13 protein-coding genes and 1 pseudogene are annotated in these 17,635 nt (G+C 73.4%); 8 read left to right on the top strand and 6 right to left on the bottom strand.

All coding sequences use genetic code 11. The annotated features are described in order from the left end of the window. The first annotated feature begins 308 nt into the window (after positions 1 to 308). The 5 genes and pseudogenes from CFW40_RS10375 to CFW40_RS10350 all read left to right on the top strand — a co-directional run bounded on the left by CFW40_RS10375 (position 309) and on the right by CFW40_RS10350 (position 7,592). Positions 309 to 1,310, top strand: coding sequence for a LacI family DNA-binding transcriptional regulator (locus CFW40_RS10375; protein ID WP_088797519.1), 1,002 nt, complete (start codon positions 309 to 311; stop codon positions 1,308 to 1,310). Between the two features lie 110 nt (positions 1,311 to 1,420). Next, the gene (locus CFW40_RS10370) at positions 1,421 to 3,016 is read left to right on the top strand and encodes a sugar ABC transporter ATP-binding protein (protein ID WP_088797518.1); all 1,596 of its coding nucleotides are present in this window, start codon (positions 1,421 to 1,423) and stop codon (positions 3,014 to 3,016) included. Then, positions 3,006 to 4,981 (top strand): annotated as a pseudogene (locus CFW40_RS37975) (substrate-binding domain-containing protein). Before CFW40_RS10370 ends, CFW40_RS37975 begins: the two are co-directional and overlap by 11 nt. A 58-nt stretch (positions 4,982 to 5,039) precedes the next feature. Beyond that, positions 5,040 to 5,966 carry a ribokinase gene (locus CFW40_RS10355; RefSeq protein WP_088802016.1) on the top strand — a complete coding sequence of 309 codons (927 nt, stop codon included), beginning with the start codon at positions 5,040 to 5,042 and terminating at the stop codon, positions 5,964 to 5,966. 342 nt (positions 5,967 to 6,308) lie between these two features. Further along, positions 6,309 to 7,592 carry a cell wall metabolism sensor histidine kinase WalK gene (locus CFW40_RS10350; protein WP_088797516.1) on the top strand — a complete coding sequence of 428 codons (1,284 nt, stop codon included), beginning with the start codon at positions 6,309 to 6,311 and terminating at the stop codon, positions 7,590 to 7,592. Between the two features lie 78 nt (positions 7,593 to 7,670). Here the strand turns inward: CFW40_RS10350 and CFW40_RS10345 are convergent, their stop codons facing one another. Further along, positions 7,671 to 8,744, bottom strand: a complete 1,074-nt coding sequence (locus CFW40_RS10345; protein WP_088797515.1) for a pyridoxal-phosphate dependent enzyme — start codon at positions 8,742 to 8,744, stop codon at positions 7,671 to 7,673. Positions 8,745 to 8,850: 106 nt separating this feature from the next. Here CFW40_RS10345 and CFW40_RS10340 point away from each other — a divergent pair, with 106 nt between their 5' ends. Continuing rightward, entirely contained in the window at positions 8,851 to 9,768 is a 918-nt protein-coding gene (locus CFW40_RS10340) for a LysR substrate-binding domain-containing protein (protein WP_088797514.1), read from the top strand. A gap of 48 nt (positions 9,769 to 9,816) precedes the next feature. On the opposite strand, the gene CFW40_RS10335 is transcribed toward CFW40_RS10340, so the two are convergent. Both CFW40_RS10335 and CFW40_RS37970 read right to left on the bottom strand, forming a co-directional pair. Next, positions 9,817 to 11,109, bottom strand: a complete 1,293-nt coding sequence (locus CFW40_RS10335) for a pyroglutamyl peptidase (RefSeq protein ID WP_088797513.1) — start codon at positions 11,107 to 11,109, stop codon at positions 9,817 to 9,819. A 199-nt stretch (positions 11,110 to 11,308) separates the two neighbouring features. Next, complete coding sequence (locus CFW40_RS37970; RefSeq protein ID WP_256331523.1) at positions 11,309 to 11,662, bottom strand: hypothetical protein; 354 nt, start codon at positions 11,660 to 11,662, stop codon at positions 11,309 to 11,311. Here CFW40_RS37970 and CFW40_RS10330 point away from each other — a divergent pair. After that, the gene (locus tag CFW40_RS10330; RefSeq protein WP_256331524.1) at positions 11,651 to 12,229 is read left to right on the top strand and encodes a hypothetical protein; all 579 of its coding nucleotides are present in this window, start codon (positions 11,651 to 11,653) and stop codon (positions 12,227 to 12,229) included. The two genes, CFW40_RS37970 and CFW40_RS10330, sit on opposite strands and share 12 nt — an antisense overlap. A gap of 14 nt (positions 12,230 to 12,243) precedes the next feature. Here CFW40_RS10330 and CFW40_RS10325 read toward each other — a convergent pair whose 3' ends face one another. Continuing rightward, positions 12,244 to 12,930: a TetR/AcrR family transcriptional regulator gene (locus CFW40_RS10325; RefSeq protein ID WP_256331525.1), complete on the bottom strand. Its 687-nt coding sequence runs from the start codon at positions 12,928 to 12,930 to the stop codon at positions 12,244 to 12,246. A gap of 141 nt (positions 12,931 to 13,071) precedes the next feature. Here CFW40_RS10325 and CFW40_RS10320 point away from each other — a divergent pair, with 141 nt between their 5' ends. After that, positions 13,072 to 15,627, top strand: coding sequence for a beta-glucosidase (locus tag CFW40_RS10320; RefSeq protein WP_088797510.1), 2,556 nt, complete (start codon positions 13,072 to 13,074; stop codon positions 15,625 to 15,627). A gap of 53 nt (positions 15,628 to 15,680) precedes the next feature. On the opposite strand, the gene CFW40_RS10315 is transcribed toward CFW40_RS10320, so the two are convergent. Both CFW40_RS10315 and CFW40_RS10310 read right to left on the bottom strand, forming a co-directional pair. Next, entirely contained in the window at positions 15,681 to 16,382 is a 702-nt protein-coding gene (locus CFW40_RS10315; protein WP_088797509.1) for a DUF4097 family beta strand repeat-containing protein, read from the bottom strand. 201 nt (positions 16,383 to 16,583) lie between these two features. Beyond that, the gene (locus CFW40_RS10310; RefSeq protein WP_088802015.1) at positions 16,584 to 17,615 is read right to left on the bottom strand and encodes an aldose epimerase family protein; all 1,032 of its coding nucleotides are present in this window, start codon (positions 17,613 to 17,615) and stop codon (positions 16,584 to 16,586) included. Positions 17,616 to 17,635: the final 20 nt, after the last annotated feature.

Genomic DNA, 17,635 nt, shown 5'->3' with positions numbered 1-17,635 from the left:
GGTGTCCGCCGTCGAGGCGGGACGGCCAACGGGGGAGTGCCCGGGCTCGACAGGCCCCGCGCCCTCCCGTCCTGCGAGTTGACGCATGGCGTGACGTACGACGTGATGACGTACGACGTGTTGGCGACTACGTGACGACGACGTTCCGCGTGATGTGACGCAGCCAACATTCACGCCGTCTTGACGCACGCCCCGTGTAATCGATTTCGTAGCCCCCGCGAATCCCTCACGAAATCGATTACACATCGATCACGCGAAGCCGCTCCCCGCACCGGAAGCGCTCGCACGGACAGAACGGCAACGGCGCCATGGCGAACATCAAGGATGTGGCAGAACGGGCAGGGGTCTCCGTCGCCACGGTCTCCCGGGTCCTCAACGGGCACAGCCCGGTCGCGGAGACCCGTGAGCGGGTGCTCGCCGCCGTACAGGAGCTGGGCTACCGCCCCAACAACGTCGCCCGCGCGCTGCGCACCGCACGGACCGGCGCGCTCGGCCTGATCATCAGCGACCTCACCAACCCCTTCTTCACCGAGCTGGCCGACGCCGTCGAGGACGAGGCCCGCAGCCTCGGCTACAGCCTGGTGATCGGCAACGCCGGCGAGCGCCCCGCGCAGCAGGACGACTACATCCGCACCCTGCTCGACCGCCGGATCGACGGCCTGCTGGTCAGCTCGGCCGGCACCGGCTCGGCGATGCTCCGCGAGGTCGTCGCCTCCGGCACCCCGCTGGTCCTGCTGGACCGCGCCGTGCCCGGCATCGACGCCCCCTGCGTACGCGCCGACGGCCGCGCCGCCCTCACCGAGCTCGCCGCCCATCTCGCCGCCCTCGGCCGCCGCCGCCCGGCGATCATCGTCGCCCCGGCCGGCACCCCGACCGGTGACGAGCGCCTCGCCCTCTTCCGTACGGCGCTGGCCGGATACGGCCTCACCCTGCCCGACGAGCGGGTCGGCGCCACCCCCGACCTCCAGCACACCGGCGGCCGGCAGGTGATGAGCGCCTTCCTCGACCTCCCCGAACCGCCGGACGCGGTGCTGGCCACCGACAACCTGATGGCGCTGGGCGCGATGGACGAACTCCGCGCCCGCGGCCTGCGGGTCCCCGACGACGTGGCGCTGGTGGTCTATGACGACGTGCCGTGGTTCACCCACACCGATCCGCCGCTGACCGCCATCGCCCAGCCCACCCGCGGACTCGGGCGCGCCGCCGTCCACACCCTGCTGGAGCGCATCGAGGGGCGGCACGCCGACTCGGTGCTGCTGCCCGCCCGGCTGGTCACCCGCCGCTCCTGCGGCGAGGCGCCCGCCCCCTGAGCAGGCCCGCCCGGCGCCCGGGACCGGCACCCCGGTCCCGGCTCCCCCGGCCGGGCGGGCCACCTAAGTCAGTCACCGCACCACCCACCCGAGGAAGAGAGGGGCAGCGCATGACCGGCGTCAACGACGACGAACCGGGCGGCCGCGAACTGCTGCGCGTGGAGGGGGTGACGAAGTCGTTCCCGGGCGTCCGCGCGCTGGACGGCGTGGACCTGACCCTGCGTACCGGTGAGGTGCATGTCCTGCTCGGCGAGAACGGAGCGGGCAAGAGCACCCTCATCAAGATGCTCTCCGGCGCCCACCGCCCCGACGAGGGCCGCATCCTCGTGGACGGCGACGAGGTCACCATCCGCTCGGCGCAGGACGCCGAACGGCACGGCATCGCCACCATCTACCAGGAGTTCAACCTCGTCCCCGGGCTGACCGTCGCCGAGAACATCTTCCTGGGCCGCCAGCCGCGCACCGCGCTCGGCCTGGTCGACCGGAAGACGATGCGGGCACGGGCCGCCGAGCTGCTGCGGCGCGTACGGCTCGACGTCTCCCCGAACACCCCGGTCGCCGAACTCGGCATCGCCCGCCTCCAGATGGTCGAGATCGCCAAGGCCCTCAGCCTGGAGGCGCGCGTCCTGATCATGGACGAGCCGACCGCGGTCCTGACCTCCGAGGAGGTCGAAACCCTCTTCGCGATCGTCCGCGAGCTGCGCGACTCGGGCGTCGGCATCATCTTCATCACCCACCACCTGGACGAGATCGGCGCACTCGGCGACCGGGTCACCGTCCTGCGCGACGGCCGCTCCGTCGAGGAGGTGCCGGCCTCGACAAACGAGGACGAGCTGATCCGCCTCATGGTGGGCCGGGACATCGCCGAGCAGTATCCGCGGCAGCGGCCCGAGGAGCCGGGCGCGCCTCTGCTGCGCGTCCGCGGTCTGACCCGCAACGGCACGGTGGCCGGACCGGTCTTCGAGGACATCGGCTTCGAGGTGCGGGCCGGTGAGGTCGTGGGCCTCGCGGGGCTGGTCGGCGCGGGCCGCACCGAGGTGGTCCGGGCGATCTTCGGCGTGGACCGCTACGACGCGGGGACGGTCGAGATCGACGGCAAGGAGCTGGCCCGCGGCGACGTCCGTGCCGCCATGCGCGCCGGGCTCGGCCTCGTACCGGAGGACCGCAAGGGCCAGGGCCTGGTCATGGACGCCTCCCTCCAGGACAACCTCACCCTCGCCCGCCTCGACCGCGACACCCGCGGCGGGCTGGTGGACCGGGGTGCGCAGCGGCGCGAAGCGGCCACCGTCGCCGGGCAGTTGAAGGTCCGGATGAGCGGGCTGGGACAGAGCGCCCGCACCCTCTCCGGCGGCAACCAGCAGAAGATCGTCATCGGCAAGTGGCTGCTGGCGGACACCCGGCTGCTGATCCTCGACGAGCCGACGCGCGGAATCGACGTCGGAGCCAAGGTCGAGATCTACCAGCTCATCAACGAACTGACCGCGTCCGGCCGCGCGGTGCTGATGATCTCCAGCGATCTGCCCGAGGTGCTCGGCATGAGCGACCGGGTGCTGGTGATGTCGCAGGGCCGGCTGGCCGGAGAGCTGTCGGCCGACGAGGCCACCCAGGACGCCGTGATGGAGCTGGCGCTCCAGTCCCCGCACGGCACGAGCACGAGCACCGAGCACAACGACGAGAGCGCGATGGAGGGCTCCGATGTCCACTGAGGTGAAGACGGGAGCCGCCGCCGAGGCGGTGGGGCGGGCACCGGACCGCGACGGCGCGGGAGCGTGGTTCTCCCGGGCGGTGCTCAGAAACGGCCCGCTCGGCGGACTGATCGCCCTGGTCGTGGTGATGGCGGTGCTGTCCAGGGACTTCCTCAACGGCCAGAACCTCCTCAACGTCGGCGTCCAGGCGTCGGTCACCGCGATCCTCGCCTTCGGCGTCACCTTCGTGATCGTCTCGGCCGGTATCGACCTCTCCGTCGGCTCGGTCGCCGGTCTCTCCGCCACCGTCGTCGCCTGGGCGGCCACCAACGAGGGCCTGCCCGTCTGGACGGCGGTCCTGCTCGGCCTGGCGGTCGGCGCGGGGGCCGGTCTGGTCTCCGGCGCGCTGGTCGCCTACGGCAAACTGCCCGCCTTCATCGCCACGCTGGCGATGCTCTCGGTCGGCCGAGGTCTGGCCCTGGTCATCTCCGGCGGCACGCCGATCGCCTTCCCCGGCGCGGTCGGCGCGCTCGGTGACACCCTCGGCGGCTGGCTGCCGGTGCCCGTCCTCGTCATGATCGCCATGGGGCTGATCGCCGCGCTGGTCCTGGCCCGTACGTACACCGGCCGGGCGATGTTCGCGATCGGCGGCAACGAGGAGGCGGCCCGGCTCTCCGGCATCCACGTCAAGCGCCGCAAGCTCGTCATCTACGCGCTGTCCGGGCTGTTCGCCGCGGTCGCCGGCATCGTGCTCGCGGCCCGGCTCACCTCCGCCCAGCCGCAGGCCGCCACCGGCTACGAGCTGGACGCGATCGCCGCCGTCGTCATCGGCGGGGCCAGCCTCTCCGGCGGCTCCGGCAAGGCCTCCGGCACCCTCATCGGCGCGCTGATCCTCGCCGTCCTGCGCAACGGCCTCAACCTGCTGAGCGTGTCGGCGTTCTGGCAGCAGGTGGCCACCGGCCTGGTCATCGCGCTGGCGGTGCTCCTGGACACGCTGCGCCGCCGGAGCGCGCGATGAGCGCCCGGAGGACCGAGGAAAGGACCGAGGGGATGACCGTGCGCCGGACCGCCCGGCTCCGGATGCCGCTGGCGGCCGGGCTGGCCGCGACCGTCGCCCTGGGGCTGACCGGCTGCGACCGCGGAGGCAACACCGACCTGGGGCTGGCGCTGTCCACGATGAACAACCCCTTCTTCGTCGGCATCAAGAAGGGCGCCCAGGCCGAGGCGGACGCCCGCCATCTGCACCTCAACATCACCGACGCGCAGAACGACCCGACCCAGCAGATCAACCAGATGGAGACGTTCACCAGCCAGAACGTCAAGGCGGCCATCATCAACCCGGTCGACTCGGACGCCGCCGTCCCGGCCGTCGGCGTCGCCAACCGGGCGAAGGTGCCGGTGATCTCCATCGACCGCGGCGTCAACGGCGGCAAGGTCGGCTCGACCATCGCCTCCGACAATGTCGCGGGCGGCCGGCTCGCCGCGAAGACGCTGGCCGAATCGCTCGGCGGCAAGGGCAAGGTGGCCTTCCTGGAGGGCCAGGCCGGCACCTCGGCCGCCCGCGAGCGCGGCCAGGGCTTCGAGGAAGGCATCAAGAAATACCCCGGCATCCAGGTCGTCGCCCGGCAGCCCGCGGACTTCGACCGCACCAAGGGCATGGACGTGATGACCAACATGCTGCAGGCGCACCGCGACATCGGCGGGGTGTTCGCCGCCAACGACGAGATGGCGCTGGGCGCGTCCAAGGCGCTGGGCGGCCGCTCGGGCAAGGACGTGAAGGTGGTGGCGTTCGACGGCACCCCGGACGGCGTCACGGCGGTCCGCAAGGGCACACTGACCGCCACCGTCGCCCAGCAGCCGGAACTCCTCGGCAAGCAGGCCGTGGACTGGGCGCTCAAGGCATCCCGCGGTGAGAAGCTGCCCCGGTCGGTCCGAGTGCCGGTGGTGCTGGTGACGGCGGAGAACGCCGCGAAGTTCGACGGCTGAGAATGCGGCCCGGCGGGTCGCCTGGCCACGACGGAGGAGAGAAATGGGAGAGCGGCGCATGTATGACGTCCTGGTGGTCGGCTCGGCCAACGCGGATCTGACGGTGCGGGTCGAGCGCCGGCCCGGCGCGGGCGAGACCGTGACCGGCACGGATCTGGTCGAGTCGGCCGGCGGCAAGGGCGCCAACCAGGCGGCCGCCGCGGCCCGGATCGGCGGACGCACCGCGCTGCTGGCGCGGGTCGGCGGCGATGCCTACGGCGAACTGCTGCTCGGCGCCCAGCGCGACGCGGGCACCGATGTCACGCCGGTGATCGTGGACGACGGGGCCCGCACCGGCACCGCCATGATCCTCGTCGACCCGGACGGCGACAACAGCATCGTGGTCTCGCCCGGCGCCAACGCCGCCCTCACCCCGCAGGACGTGGCGGCGGCGAAGGACACCATCGCCGCCGCCTCGGTGGTCTCCCTCCAGCTGGAGATCCCCATGGAATCCGTACGTGCCGCCGCCGCGGCCGCCGAGCAGGCCGGCACCCGCGTCGTCCTCAACCCCTCCCCGGCACCCGAGGCGGCCGCCCTGGTCCCCGAACTCCTCGCGGCGGCCGATCCGCTGGTGGTCAACGAGCACGAGGCGCGGCAGCTCTCCGGGCTCGCCGACGGCACGCCCGCCGGGTGGGCGCAGGCGCTGCGCGAGCGGGGCGCCCGCTCCGTGGTGGTCACCCTCGGCGGCGACGGCGCGCTGGTCCTGGACGCCTCGGGGACCACGGACGTCCCGGGCGTACGGGTCAAGGCCGTGGACACCACCGGTGCCGGCGACGCCTTCACGGGCGCCCTCGCCACCCGCCTGGCCCGTGGCGACTCGCTGCCCGAGGCGGCGCGCTTCGCCGTACGGGTGGGCGCCGCGGCCGTCACCAAGCCGGGCGCCCAGCCGTCCTACCCCACCCCGGCCGAGTTGGACGTGCTGGCGCCCGAGGCGGCGCAGGGCTGAGGCCGGCCCCGTCCGGCCGGAAGGACGGCCGGACGGGGCCGGCCGGGCAGGTAGGGGGGAAGGCTGGTCCGGGAAGCGTTCCACCGGGAGGAGCGCCGAACCGTAGGCGCCGGACTGCGAGGCGCCGGACTGCGAGGCACCGGACCGCGAGGCACCGGACCGTCAGGCGCCGGACCGCGAGCCGATCCGTTGCTTACTGCCGGTTTATGGGTCCTTTGGGCAGGATGGGTGCTGTGGGGCAACTGTCGTGTGCCTTACGGGATCTGAGGAAGGACCAGCAGTGCGCCTAACCCCCGTCCCGGTATCGGTCGCCGTGCCCGCATCACCGGGTCTCCGGGGCTGATGACCGTGACCGTCTCCACCCCGCCGTCCCCGTCCTCCCCTTCCTCTTCGTCGCCCCCGCCGGTGGCCGCGCCTCCGCAGCCCACCCGGGCTCCCCGGCCGCCGGACCACCGTCCGGCACCGTGGCTGCGGCCCACCATCCGGATACGGCTCGCCCTGCTCTACGGCGGCATGTTCCTGATGGCGGGGGTCGTCCTGCTCGTCATCATCTACTTCCTCGCGGCCAGGACCCTCAAGGAGGGCACCCCGGAATTCAGGGTGTTCGGCAGCAACGTCCGGCTGGGCAACATCAGCTGTCCCGATCTGCCGTCGGTCGCCTCGCTCGACGAGATCAACTCGGCGCTCGGCCGCTGCCTCCGCAACCAGCGCGCACAGGCCCTGCACGCCTTCCTGAACAGCTCCGTGCTGGCTTTGCTGGGTTTGACGGTGGTGGCGTTCGCTTTCGGTTATGCGATGGCGGGGCGGGTGTTGTCGCCGTTGGGGCGTATTACGCGGACGGCTCAGCGGGTGGCGGGTTCGGATCTGCACCGGCGGATCGAGTTGGGGGGTCCTGATGACGAGCTGAAGGAGCTTGCGGACACCTTTGACGAGATGCTGGACCGGCTGGACCGGGCGTTCGAGTCGCAGCGGCGGTTCGTGTCGAATGCGTCGCACGAGTTGCGGACGCCGTTGGCGATCAACCGGACGTTGCTGGAGGTGCAGCTGGCGGATCCGGGGGCGTCGCCGGAGCTGGCGCAGTTGGGCAAGACGCTGCTGGCGACCAATGAGCGCAGTGAGCAGTTGGTGGAGGGGTTGTTGCTGCTGGCGCGCAGTGAGAACAAGGTCGTGGACAAGAAGCCGGTGGATGTGGCGGAGGTGGCGTCGCAGGCGGTGGAGCAGACCCGTGAGGAGGCGCAGGCCAAGGGGGTGGCGCTGCGGGGGGTGCGTGAGCAGGTGTTCGTGCAGGGTAACGGGGTGCTGCTGGAGCGGATCGCGCTGAATCTGGTGCAGAACGCGGTGCGCTACAACGTGCCGGAGGAGGGCTGGGTGGAGGTGACGGTCCAGCCGCAGCCGGGGTGTGCGGTGCTGGTGGTCTCCAATACCGGTCCGGTGGTTCCGGCGTATGAGGTGGAGAACCTTTTCGAGCCGTTCCGGCGGCTGCGGACCGAGCGGACCGGGAGTGACAAGGGGGTCGGGCTGGGGCTGTCCATCGTGCGTTCGGTGGTGCGTGCGCACGACGGCACGATCACGGCTCGGCCCCGCGAGGGCGGCGGACTGGTGATGCGGGTCGTCCTGCCGCTGTAGGCGCGGGACCGGGACGGGGTGGGACGGGGCGGGACGCGATGCGCCGGGCCGTCGCCCCCCGCTCGCAACGTGGTTGATCTACCAGCCGGCCGATTCGTGCGGGTTGGCCTCGGCGCCCTCGGTGTTGAGCAGCACGACCGTGCGGGTGCTGTGCTCCGCCAGTGCCGCGCGGCGTTCGGCGGCGGAGGTCAGGGCGGCCCGGGCACCGGCCAGCGAGGCGGCGCCGCAGGGACCGGAGGAGAGTCCGAGCGCTGCCAGGTCGCGGGCCGCGCGGGCGCTTTCGGCGTCGGTGACGGCGACAGCGGCGTCGAGCCCGTCGCGCAGCAGGGGCCAGGCGGAGCTGGAGGGCGTGCCGCAGTTGAGCCCGGCCATGATGGTGGCGCCGGTCCCGACGGTGGTCGGGCGGCCGGCGGTGAGGGACGTCAGGACACCCGCGGCGGTGTCCGGTTCGACGCTCAGCAACGACGGCGGCGGGGCGTCCCGCGGGGCGCGGTAGTGGCTGACGGCGGCCTGCGCCAGTGAGCCGACGCCGACGGGGACGGCCACCAGCCCGGCGGGTCCGGCGCCCAGCGCGCGCAGTTGCGCATCGGTCTCGTCGAACAGCGTGGCGTAGCCCTCGATGATCCAGCCGGGTATCCGGGTGTAGCCGGGCAGGGCGGTGTCCTGGACGAGGACGGCGCCGGGTGCGCGCGCGGCGGCGTCGGCAGCCCGGTGTACGGCGTCGTCGTACGCCCCGTCGACCCGCGTCACCCGGGCGCCCTCACGCGCGATGGCGGCGGCCGCCGCCGGGTGCACCGCGGTGGGTACGAAGACCTCGGCGGTCAGGCCCAGCAGCCGGGCGGTGCGGGCCACGGCGCGACCGTGGTTGCCGTCGGTGGCGGTGACGAGTCGGCCGCCCGGCGTTTCGGCCAGGGCCCGGTGGATCGCCCAGGACGCCCCCAGGATCTTGAACGCGGGCAGGCCGAGCCGGGCGGACTCGTCCTTGACGAACACCCGGTGGACTCCCAACTCCTCGGCCAGCACGGGCATTTCGCGCAGCGGCGTCGGAGCGTAACCGGGCAGGGTGGCGTGGAATCCGATCGCCTCACGCGGCGCGGGCTGACAGGTCCAGGAACGGGCGGACGGGCGTGCGTACCAGTCAGTGGTGGGCATGGGATGCACGCTGCCGTACCGCCGTCCCAACGGTCCAGCGCATCTTTTCGAGCGATAATCGTCGGAAAATCCGAATGGTTGCGAAGGGAAGGGCGCGGGACCGGACATGCTCGATCTTCACCGGCTGCGGCTGCTGCGCGAGCTCAAGCACCGCGGCACCCTCGCCGCCGTCGCGGCGGCCCTCTCGTACAGCCCTTCCTCGGTCTCGCAGCAGCTCTCGGTGCTGGAGGCCGAGGTGGGCGTCGCGCTGCTGGAGCCGGTGGGGCGGCGGGTACGGCTGACCGAGCAGGCCGAGATCCTGGTGGCGCACACGGAAGTTCTGCTGGAGCGCCTGGAGCGGGCCGAGGCCGATATCGCCGCCTCGCTGGCCGCCGTCACCGGCACCCTGCGGGTCGCCGCCTTCCAGACGGCCGTGCTGGCGCTCGTCCCGCCGGCGCTCACCCTGCTGCGCGAGGAACACCCGGGCCTGCGCGTCCACGTCGTACAGGCGGAGCCGGAGGCGGCGCTGCCCGCCCTGCTCGCGCGGGATGTGGACCTGGTCGTGGCGGAGGAGTACCCGGGGCACGCGGTAGCCCGCCCCGCCGAGGTGGACGCGGTGGAGCTGTGCGGCGACGAGATGCGGCTCGCCCTGCCGCCCGACAGCGCCTCCCCGGCGGATGAGCCGGCGGCGGCGCTGCGCGCGCTCTCCGGACGGCCGTGGGTCATGGAGCCGGCGGGTACCGCGTCCCGGCGGTGGGCGACGGCCGTGTGCCGCCAGGCCGGTTTCGAGCCCGACGTACGGTTCGAGTCGCCCGATCTGCTGGTGCAGCTGCGGCTGGTGGAGCAGGGGCACGCCGCGGCCCTCCTGCCCGACCTGCTGTGGGGCGGGAGCGCACCGACCGTTCCGCTGCTGCCGCTGCCGGACGGCGGCCGCACCCGGCGGCTCTTCACGGCCGTACGGCACGGCAGTGAAGGCCACCCGGCGGCCCGGGCCTGCCGTGCGGCGCTGCGACGCGCCGTCGAACGTGCCCGCTGCCTGCCCTGAGCACCCGGCAGGCCCGGTCTGCCGTCCCCGGAACCCGTGACGGGAGTACTACCTCCGCGCGCCCCGCGCCGCCGCCGTCTCCGAGGCCGCCACCGTCAGGATCGCCCGTACCTGCTCGGTGATCGCGACCCGGTGGTGGACGAAGTCCGGGTCGGTGACCTGGCCGTGCGCCGGGTCCGTGTTGCCGGGGCCGAACTCCAGCACCGGGGTGTGCAGATGTCCGCCGGGGAGCGCCGGGCGCACCGCGTCGCGCAGCAGGGTCGCCCGGTAGGCGATCTCGTTGGAGAGATAGTCCCCGCCGCCCCCGGCCCGGGCCGTCGACCCGGGAGTGGGGCCGTCCGGCCGGTCGACCGGCCCGGTGCCGCCCGCCGGGATCTCCGTGACCTCGGTGTCGTCGACCACGGGGAAGGGCCCGGTCCCGGCCGCCACGATCCGGGCGTACGGGAGGCTGGTGGTCGTCCACTGTGGCTGCGGCCGCACGGTCGGCACCCCTGCCGGAATCGGCACGGTCTCCGTACGGGATTCCCGCGCGTTGTCCGGATAGCCGCCCCGCCAGGCCCCGTTGGTCCGCTCGACATCGAACCGGCCGGGCCGCCCCTGGCTGATCGTCGTGAACAGATCGGCCTGCCGCGGCCCGCTCCGGAAGTGCGGGAGCAGGGTGCGCTCCACCGTGCCCTCCGCGAAGTCGGCCCACCGTACGGGGAAGACCGCGGTCTCGATCCGGGCCGGCTGTCCGGAGGCGGTGCGTACCGTCGTCCCGTCCAGCGCGAGCGCCGCCGCCCCCGACGGGTTGCTGCGCCGTGCGTCGGCGTCCAGCTGGAACGGGTCGAATCCGGTCACCACGATCCGCAGGACGTGCTGGTCCGCGGGCAGTTCGACCGAGTCCTGGCCGCGCGAGCCCCGCTCCAGTGACCCGAGGAGGGCGGCGCGCGCGGACTCCGTCAGTCCGAAGTCCGGCTGCCACTGCCGTAGTTGTCTGGTCATTCCCAGCCGCGCCCAGTACAGCGGCCGGTCGTCATCCCGGCTCAGGTCCCCGCGGCCGGGCCCGCGTCCCTGCGCCCGGTCCACGGCCCGCCGCCACAGCGCCCGCCCCTCGGCGGCGACATAGCGCCGGGCTTCGCCGTAGGTGGTCACCCGTGCGAGCCCCTGCCCGAACTCCCGCTCCACCGCGTCGAATCCGCTGCGCCGCAGGACCTCCTGCGGCGCGGTCTGTGTCAGCCGCCCTTCCTCCACCGTGACATCCGCCGGGGCGGCCGCGGTGGCCGGTGCCGGGAGGGACAGTGGGGCGGCGGCCAGCAGCGCGACGGCGAGCGCGCCCATCCTGGTGCGTATGCGAGTCATGGGGGCGAGTAAAGCGGTGTGCGCGCAGGGGCGGTAGAGGGAGGGGGCGATGGCCTACCCCGGGGCGCCCTGCCTCTTGCCTCTTCCGCTTGCCTCTTGGCCCCTGTCCCCCGTCCCTTGCCTCTTCCTCTTTGCTCCTGCCCCTGCCCCCGCCCGCCGAGCGGCCGCGGATAGGGTTTCTGATTCGGTCCGGTCCGGCTCACCACCGCGTCCGGCGACAGGCACGAGACTCAGGGGGATCTCTGTGGCCACCCCGCCACCACCGCACGGCCCGTACCCGTACGCTCCGCCGCCCGCGGAGCCTTATGCGCAGCAGCCCGCCGGCCCGTATGCCTCGCAGCCGTACGGCCCGCAGCCGTACGTTCCGCAGCAACCGGGGCACCCGGCACAGGCTCCGCACCCGTACGCGCAGCAGCACCCGTACCCGTACCCGTACCCGCAGCCGCAGCCGCAGTCGCCTCCGCACCCGTACGCGCAGCCGTACGCCGCTGCCCCGGGTTGTTGTCAGCTTTGCGGTGCCCAGCCCGCCGTGCAGGCCACCGTGCGCGGGCACCAGGGCATCCTCTACGTGATGCGGTTCCTCAGCCGCAAGGGGATGTTCTGCCGCTCCTGCGGGCTGGCCACCTACCGCGAGATGTCCGCGAAGACGTTGTGGCAGGGCTGGTGGAGCCCGCTGTCCGTGGCCATCACCCCGCTCACCCTGCTGATGAACCTCGGTCCCCGGGGCCGCTTCCGCAAACTGGCCGCCCCCGCGGGCGGCTTCCGGCCCTCGCTCGACCCGGGCAAGTCGCTGCTGCGCCGGCCGGAGGCGATGCTGTTCCTGGTGCCGATGGCGCTCGTGGCGGTGACGGTCCCGGCCCTGCTCGCACTCGGCCTGTTCGTCGACGGGGCCGGCATCGGGAAGGCGCCCACCCTCGCCGTCGGTGACTGCGTGCGCAACGAAGGTGACTGGCAGGACCAGGACCTGGAGATCGTGGACTGCGGTTCGGCCGACGCGCAGTACAAGGTGACCCGCAGGCTCGACACCTCGAAGGCCCACTGCGCCGGCGGTGACATGCTCGCCGATCCCGAGTACAGCCCGGACAAGGCGACGATTTCCTGCCTTTCCCCCGCCCGGTAGAGGCGCCGGAAAGGTCACTCCACGCCCGGCTCCACGCCCGGCTCCTCGCCGGATCCGCCGCCGCCCTGCCCCTCCGTTCGCCCCAGGAGCGCCAGGAAGTCCCGGAACGCCGCCGGCATGTCCACCTCCTCCGGGTCCAGCAGCCACTGCAGTTGCAGGCCGTCCATCACGGCGGCCAGCAGCGGCGCCGCCCGCTCGGCGGACAGGCCGCCGGGCAGCGTGTCGCCGTACTCGGCCCGCAGCACCTCGGCCATCGAGGCCCGCACGGCGCGGAAGCGGGATTCGAAGAAGGCGCGGGCGGGGTGGTCCTCGGTGACGCTGTCGGCGGACAGCACCGTGTAGGTCTGGACGATGCCGGAGCGGGTGGCGTTGTAGTCGACGAGCTGGGCGAGGGCGTCGGTGCGCAAGGTGCCGGACGCCGCGGCGGCCGAGGCCAGGTCCCAGCGGTCGCGCGCCTCCAGCACGCCGACCAGCAGCAGCTGCTTCGTCGGGAAGTGGTGCAGCAGCCCCTGCTGGGTCAGTCCTGCACGCTCGGCGACGGCGGCGAGTGAGGTACGGCGGTAGCCGCGCTCGGCGATGAGCTCCATGGCGGCCTGCAGGATGGCCTCGCGCCGCTGCGCGCGACGCGCCTCCCGCCCGCCACCTCCGAGCCGGGCGCCCGCTCCGCCACCGTGGGATCTGTCCTGGTCTGGTGCACTCACCGGCCGAGCGTAACTCCCGCGTGGAGATCCCGTACGGCTGGTGTATCGGAAAAGTAACGACGCCTACCAGCCGGGAGGTAGGACGGCGAGAATCGCGGCGAGGGGGGCCGCACGTCCATTCAGGGAGCACCGGAGAACCGCATGACCGACACCCAGCCCCACCACCCCACCGACGCCGGCCACCGTGCCCGCGGCGAGGCGCACGACTACACCGCAGTGGTGGAGCGGGCGCTCGCCGCGCTCGACCTCGACACCAAGGTCCGGCTGCTGTCCGGCCAGGACATGTGGACCCTGCCGGCCGTGCCGGCGATCGGGCTGCGGTCGCTGGTGATGTCGGACGGCCCGGTCGGTGTGCGGGGCCGGGAGTGGAACGCCGAGGACCCCTCGGTCACGCTGCCCAGCCCCACGGCGCTGGCCGCCACCTGGGACCCCGCGCTCGCCCGCCGGGCCGGCCACCTCCTCGCCCAGGAAGCCCGCCGCAAGGGCGTGCACGTACTCCTCGCGCCGACCGTCAACCTGCACCGGTCACCCCTGGGCGGCCGCCACTTCGAGTGTTATGCGGAGGACCCGCTGCTCACCGGCGCGATCGGCGCCGGGTATGTGCGCGGGGTGCAGGAAGGCGGCGTCGGCACGACGGTCAAGCACTTCGTCGGCAACGACGCCGAGACCGACCGGTTCACCGTCGACAACCGCATCGGCCCGCGCCCGCTGCGCGAGCTCTATCTCGCGCCCTTCGAGCACATCGTCGAACACGCCCGCCCCTGGGGCGTCATGACCGCCTACAACCGGGTCAACGGCGCGACGATGACCGAACACCGGGCGCTGGTGCAGGACGTGCTGCGCGGCGAGTGGGGTTTCGACGGCGTCAATGTCTCCGACTGGACGGCCGCCCGCGACACCGTGCGCGCCCTGCGCGGCGGCCTGGACGTGGCGATGCCGGGGCCCCGTACGGTCTACGGCGCGCCCCTCGCCGAGGTCGTCCGTGCGGGTGAGGTGGCCGAGTCGGAGGTGGACGACGCGGTGCGCAGGGTGCTGCTGCTCGCCGCCCGGACCGGTTGCCTGGAAGGGGTGCCGGCCGCGGTCGGTCCGGCCGGTGTCCCGCAGGCCATCGACGGCCCGGCGATGGCCCGCGAGATCGCCCGGCGGGGGTGTGTCCTGCTGCGCAACGAGCCGGTGGGCGGGGCACGGCGGGCCCTGCCGCTGGACGCCGCGGCTCTGCGCAGGGTCGCCGTCATCGGGGCGGCCGCCCGCGAGGCCAGGGTCCTCGGCGGCGGCTCCGCGACCGTCTTTCCCGACGCGGTCGTCTCCCCGCTGGAGGGGCTGCACGCGGCGCTCCCCGACGACGTCGAGGTGACCTTCGCCGTCGGCGCCGATCCGCGCACCCGGGTCCCGCACGCCCGCGACGGCTTCACGCTGCGCGCCCGCTACCTGGCCGCCGACGGCAGGGTGCTGGCGGAGGCACCGCAGGCCGACGGCAAGGTGCAGCTGACCGGCCGCCTGCCCGGGGGCGTCACCCGGCAGGACCTGAGCGCCGTCGAGCTGACCGGGAGCTACCTCCCGCGGCTCACCGGCAGCCACACCCTCGCGGTCTCCGGCACCGGCGAGCTGCGGCTGACCATCGGCGGTGCGGTCCTCTTCGACGGCCGTCTCACGCCCGAGGGCAGCGATCCCTTCGAGGCGTACCTGCGCCCCGCCCAGCGGTGCATGACGGCGGAGCTGAGGGCGGGCGAGAGCGTCGAGGTCACCCTGCGGTGCGCGGCGGACGAGCCGCAGACGGGCGACAGCCCGGCCTGGCCGGCCTTCGCCCTCGGCCACGGCGAACCGCAGCCGGACGCCGATGCGGAGATCGAGGAGGCGGTCCGCGCCGCGGCCGGCGCCGATGTCGCGATCGTGGTCGTCGCCACCACCGAGGAGACCGAGTCCGAGGGCTTCGACCGTGGCGATCTGCGGCTGCCCGGCCGTCAGGACGAGCTGGTCACCCGGGTCGCCGCCGCCAACCCGCACACGGTCGTGGTCGTCAACTCCGGCTCCCCGGTGGAGCTTCCGTGGCGTACCGAGGTCCCCGCCGTGCTGCTGAGCTGGTTCCCCGGCCAGGAGGCCGGTGCGGCGCTGGCCGACGTCGTGCTCGGTGCCCATGAGCCGGGCGGCCGGCTCCCCACCACCTGGCCGGCCCGGCTCACCGACGCCCCGGTCACCACCGTGACCCCCGCCGACGGTCAACTCACCTACTCCGAAGGGGTGTACATCGGCTATCGCGGCTGGCAGCGCTCCGCCCCCGCGCCCGCCTACCCCTTCGGCCACGGTCTCGGCTACACCGACTGGGAGTACGAGTCGCTGGACACCACCCCCGACTCGGTGCGGGTGCGGATCCGCAACGCGGGCGACCGGCCCGGCCGCGAGGTCGTCCAGATCTACCTGGCGCCCACTGCGGACGCCGCCCCTGACGCTCCGGAGCGCCCGGCCCGCTGGCTGGCCGGCTTCGCGGTCGTCGAGGCCGGTCCCGGTGAGAGCGCGGAGGCCGAGATCCCGCTGCCGGACCGGGCCTTCGCGGTCTGGGAAGCGGGCGACGGCGGGGAAGCGGGCGACGGTGGGGGAGCGGCGGACGGCGGCTGGCGCCGGGTCAAGGGCGTCTACCGCGTGGAGGCGGCGCACAGCGTGGCGGACCGCAGGCTGACGGCGGAGGTCACCGTCGGCTGACCCGGCCGGGGACGGGGGCGCTCCGGCCCGAGAACGCCCCCGGCGGTTCTCCCTCATGAGGTCATCACGGACACATCACCGCCGCTCGTCCGTGCCGTCACCTTGTGCGGGGAGCCGTCGTCCGTCGGGACGGAGACCTTGCGGGTGCCGCCGCTCGTCGAGGCGTCCACGGCGTAGGAGCCGCCCTTCGGCAGGCGGATGGTGACGCTGCCCCCGCTGGTCCGGCCCGACACCTCGTCGGGTGCCGTGGACAGCGCAAGGTCCACGTCTCCGCCGCTGGTCTTCGCCTTCGCCGTGCGGGCCGCGGAGTCCGTGACGGTGATATCGCCGCCGCTGGTCTCCGCGGCGATGCCGCCCGAGGCGCCGCGGACGATGATGTCCCCGCCGCTGGTCCGCAGATCGACCGAGGCGTTGCGCGGAAGCAGGACCCGGTAGTTCACCGCGCACTTGCGCCCCATGCCGCACTCCTCGGCCTTGAGCGTCAGCCGGCCGTCCTTGACCCCGTGCTCGGGGGACGGCTTCTCCTTGTTGTACTCGTACTTCTCCGTCACCTTGACCGACCCGCCGGCGTCGATCGGCACCACCTCGATGTCCCCGCCGTGCGTCGTCGCCGAGAGCGCGGTGACCTTGCCCGGCACGGAGTACGTCCGCGCCGCCTCCTTCGTCGGGCCGAAGCCCGAGAGCGAGCAGCCGGTCACCAGCACGGTCAACGCCGCACAGGACAGGACGAGATGGGGAACGCGAAGGCGGGCCATGGCGAGAGTTCTCCCGGGGCAGACGGCGGACGAGGTGACCGGATCTCCGGTCACTCCTCATCGTTCCTGCTCCGCCGCCCCAGCGCGTCAGCGCACAGGATGACCTCTTCCGGCCCCCGCCCTTAAGGGTTTCCCGCACTCCTGGGGCCTGACGACAGGCCCGAGGGGCCGCCTGCCTCAGGCCCGAGGGGCCGCCTGCCCTCAGGCCCCAGGCCGCACCGAGAACGCGTAGACCGTCTGTGAGCGGTAGGTCTCGCCGGGCCGCAGCACCGTGCCGGGGAAGTCCGGGCGGTTCGGCGAGTCCGGGAAGTGCTGGGTTTCCAGGGCCAGGCCGGCCGCGGGTCCGTAGGGGACGCCCGAGGTGCCGGTCAGGGTGCCGTCGAGGTGATCCGCGGTGTAGAGCTGCAGACCGGGCTCGGTGGTGGCCAGTTCCAGGACGCGGCCCGAGCGCCGGTCGTACAGCTCCGCGACGGTACGCGGCGCGGCGCACACACCGCCGTCCAGCGCGAAGTTGTGGTCGTAGGAACCCGCCACCGCACGCGCCGCCCGGAAGTCGAAGCGGGTGCCGGTGACGTCGGCGGGCGCACCGGGCACCGGTATGCCGGTGCCGTCGACGGGCGTGTACCGGGACGCCGTCAGCCGCAGCTCGTGGCCGGTGGCGCTGCCGCTGCCATCGCCCCCCAGATGGAGGTAGGTGTGGTTCGTGAGGTTGACGACGGTCGGTGCGTCGGTCGTCGCGTACGAGGCGATGCGCAGCGCGCCGGCCGAGAGGGTGTACGTCACGCGGACGTCCAGGGCGCCGGGGAAGCCTTCCTCACCCGCCGGGCTGACCCGGTGCAGCTGCACACCCCCGTCGACCTCCCGGGCCTCCCACACCACCCGGGAGAATCCCCCCGGCCCGCCGTGCAGACTGTGCCGCCCGTCGTTCGGCGTCAGCGTGTGGACCTCGCCGTCGAGCGTGAAGGATGCCCCGGCGATCCTGTTGGCGTACCGCCCGACCAGCGCGCCGAAGTACGAACCGCCGTGCGCGGCGTACGACGCGAGGTCGGCGAAGCCCAGTGCCAGCTGCCCCCGCGCCCCGTCCCGGTCCGGCGCCTCCACCGTCTGGATGATCCCGCCGTAGGTGAGGATGCGGACCCGCAGCCCGCTCGGGCCCGACTCCAGGGTCCAGCGGTCGACACGGGTGCCGTCGTCCAGTGTGCCGAAGGATTCCCTGCTGACCTGCGTCGTCATACGCATGAGCCTATGCCCGG

The organism is Streptomyces sp. 2114.4 (assembly GCF_900187385.1).
Taxonomy (GTDB): domain Bacteria; phylum Actinomycetota; class Actinomycetes; order Streptomycetales; family Streptomycetaceae; genus Streptomyces; species Streptomyces mooreae.
The sequence above is the reverse complement of the archived record's forward strand: the minus strand, read 5'-3'. Positions and strand labels throughout refer to the sequence as shown.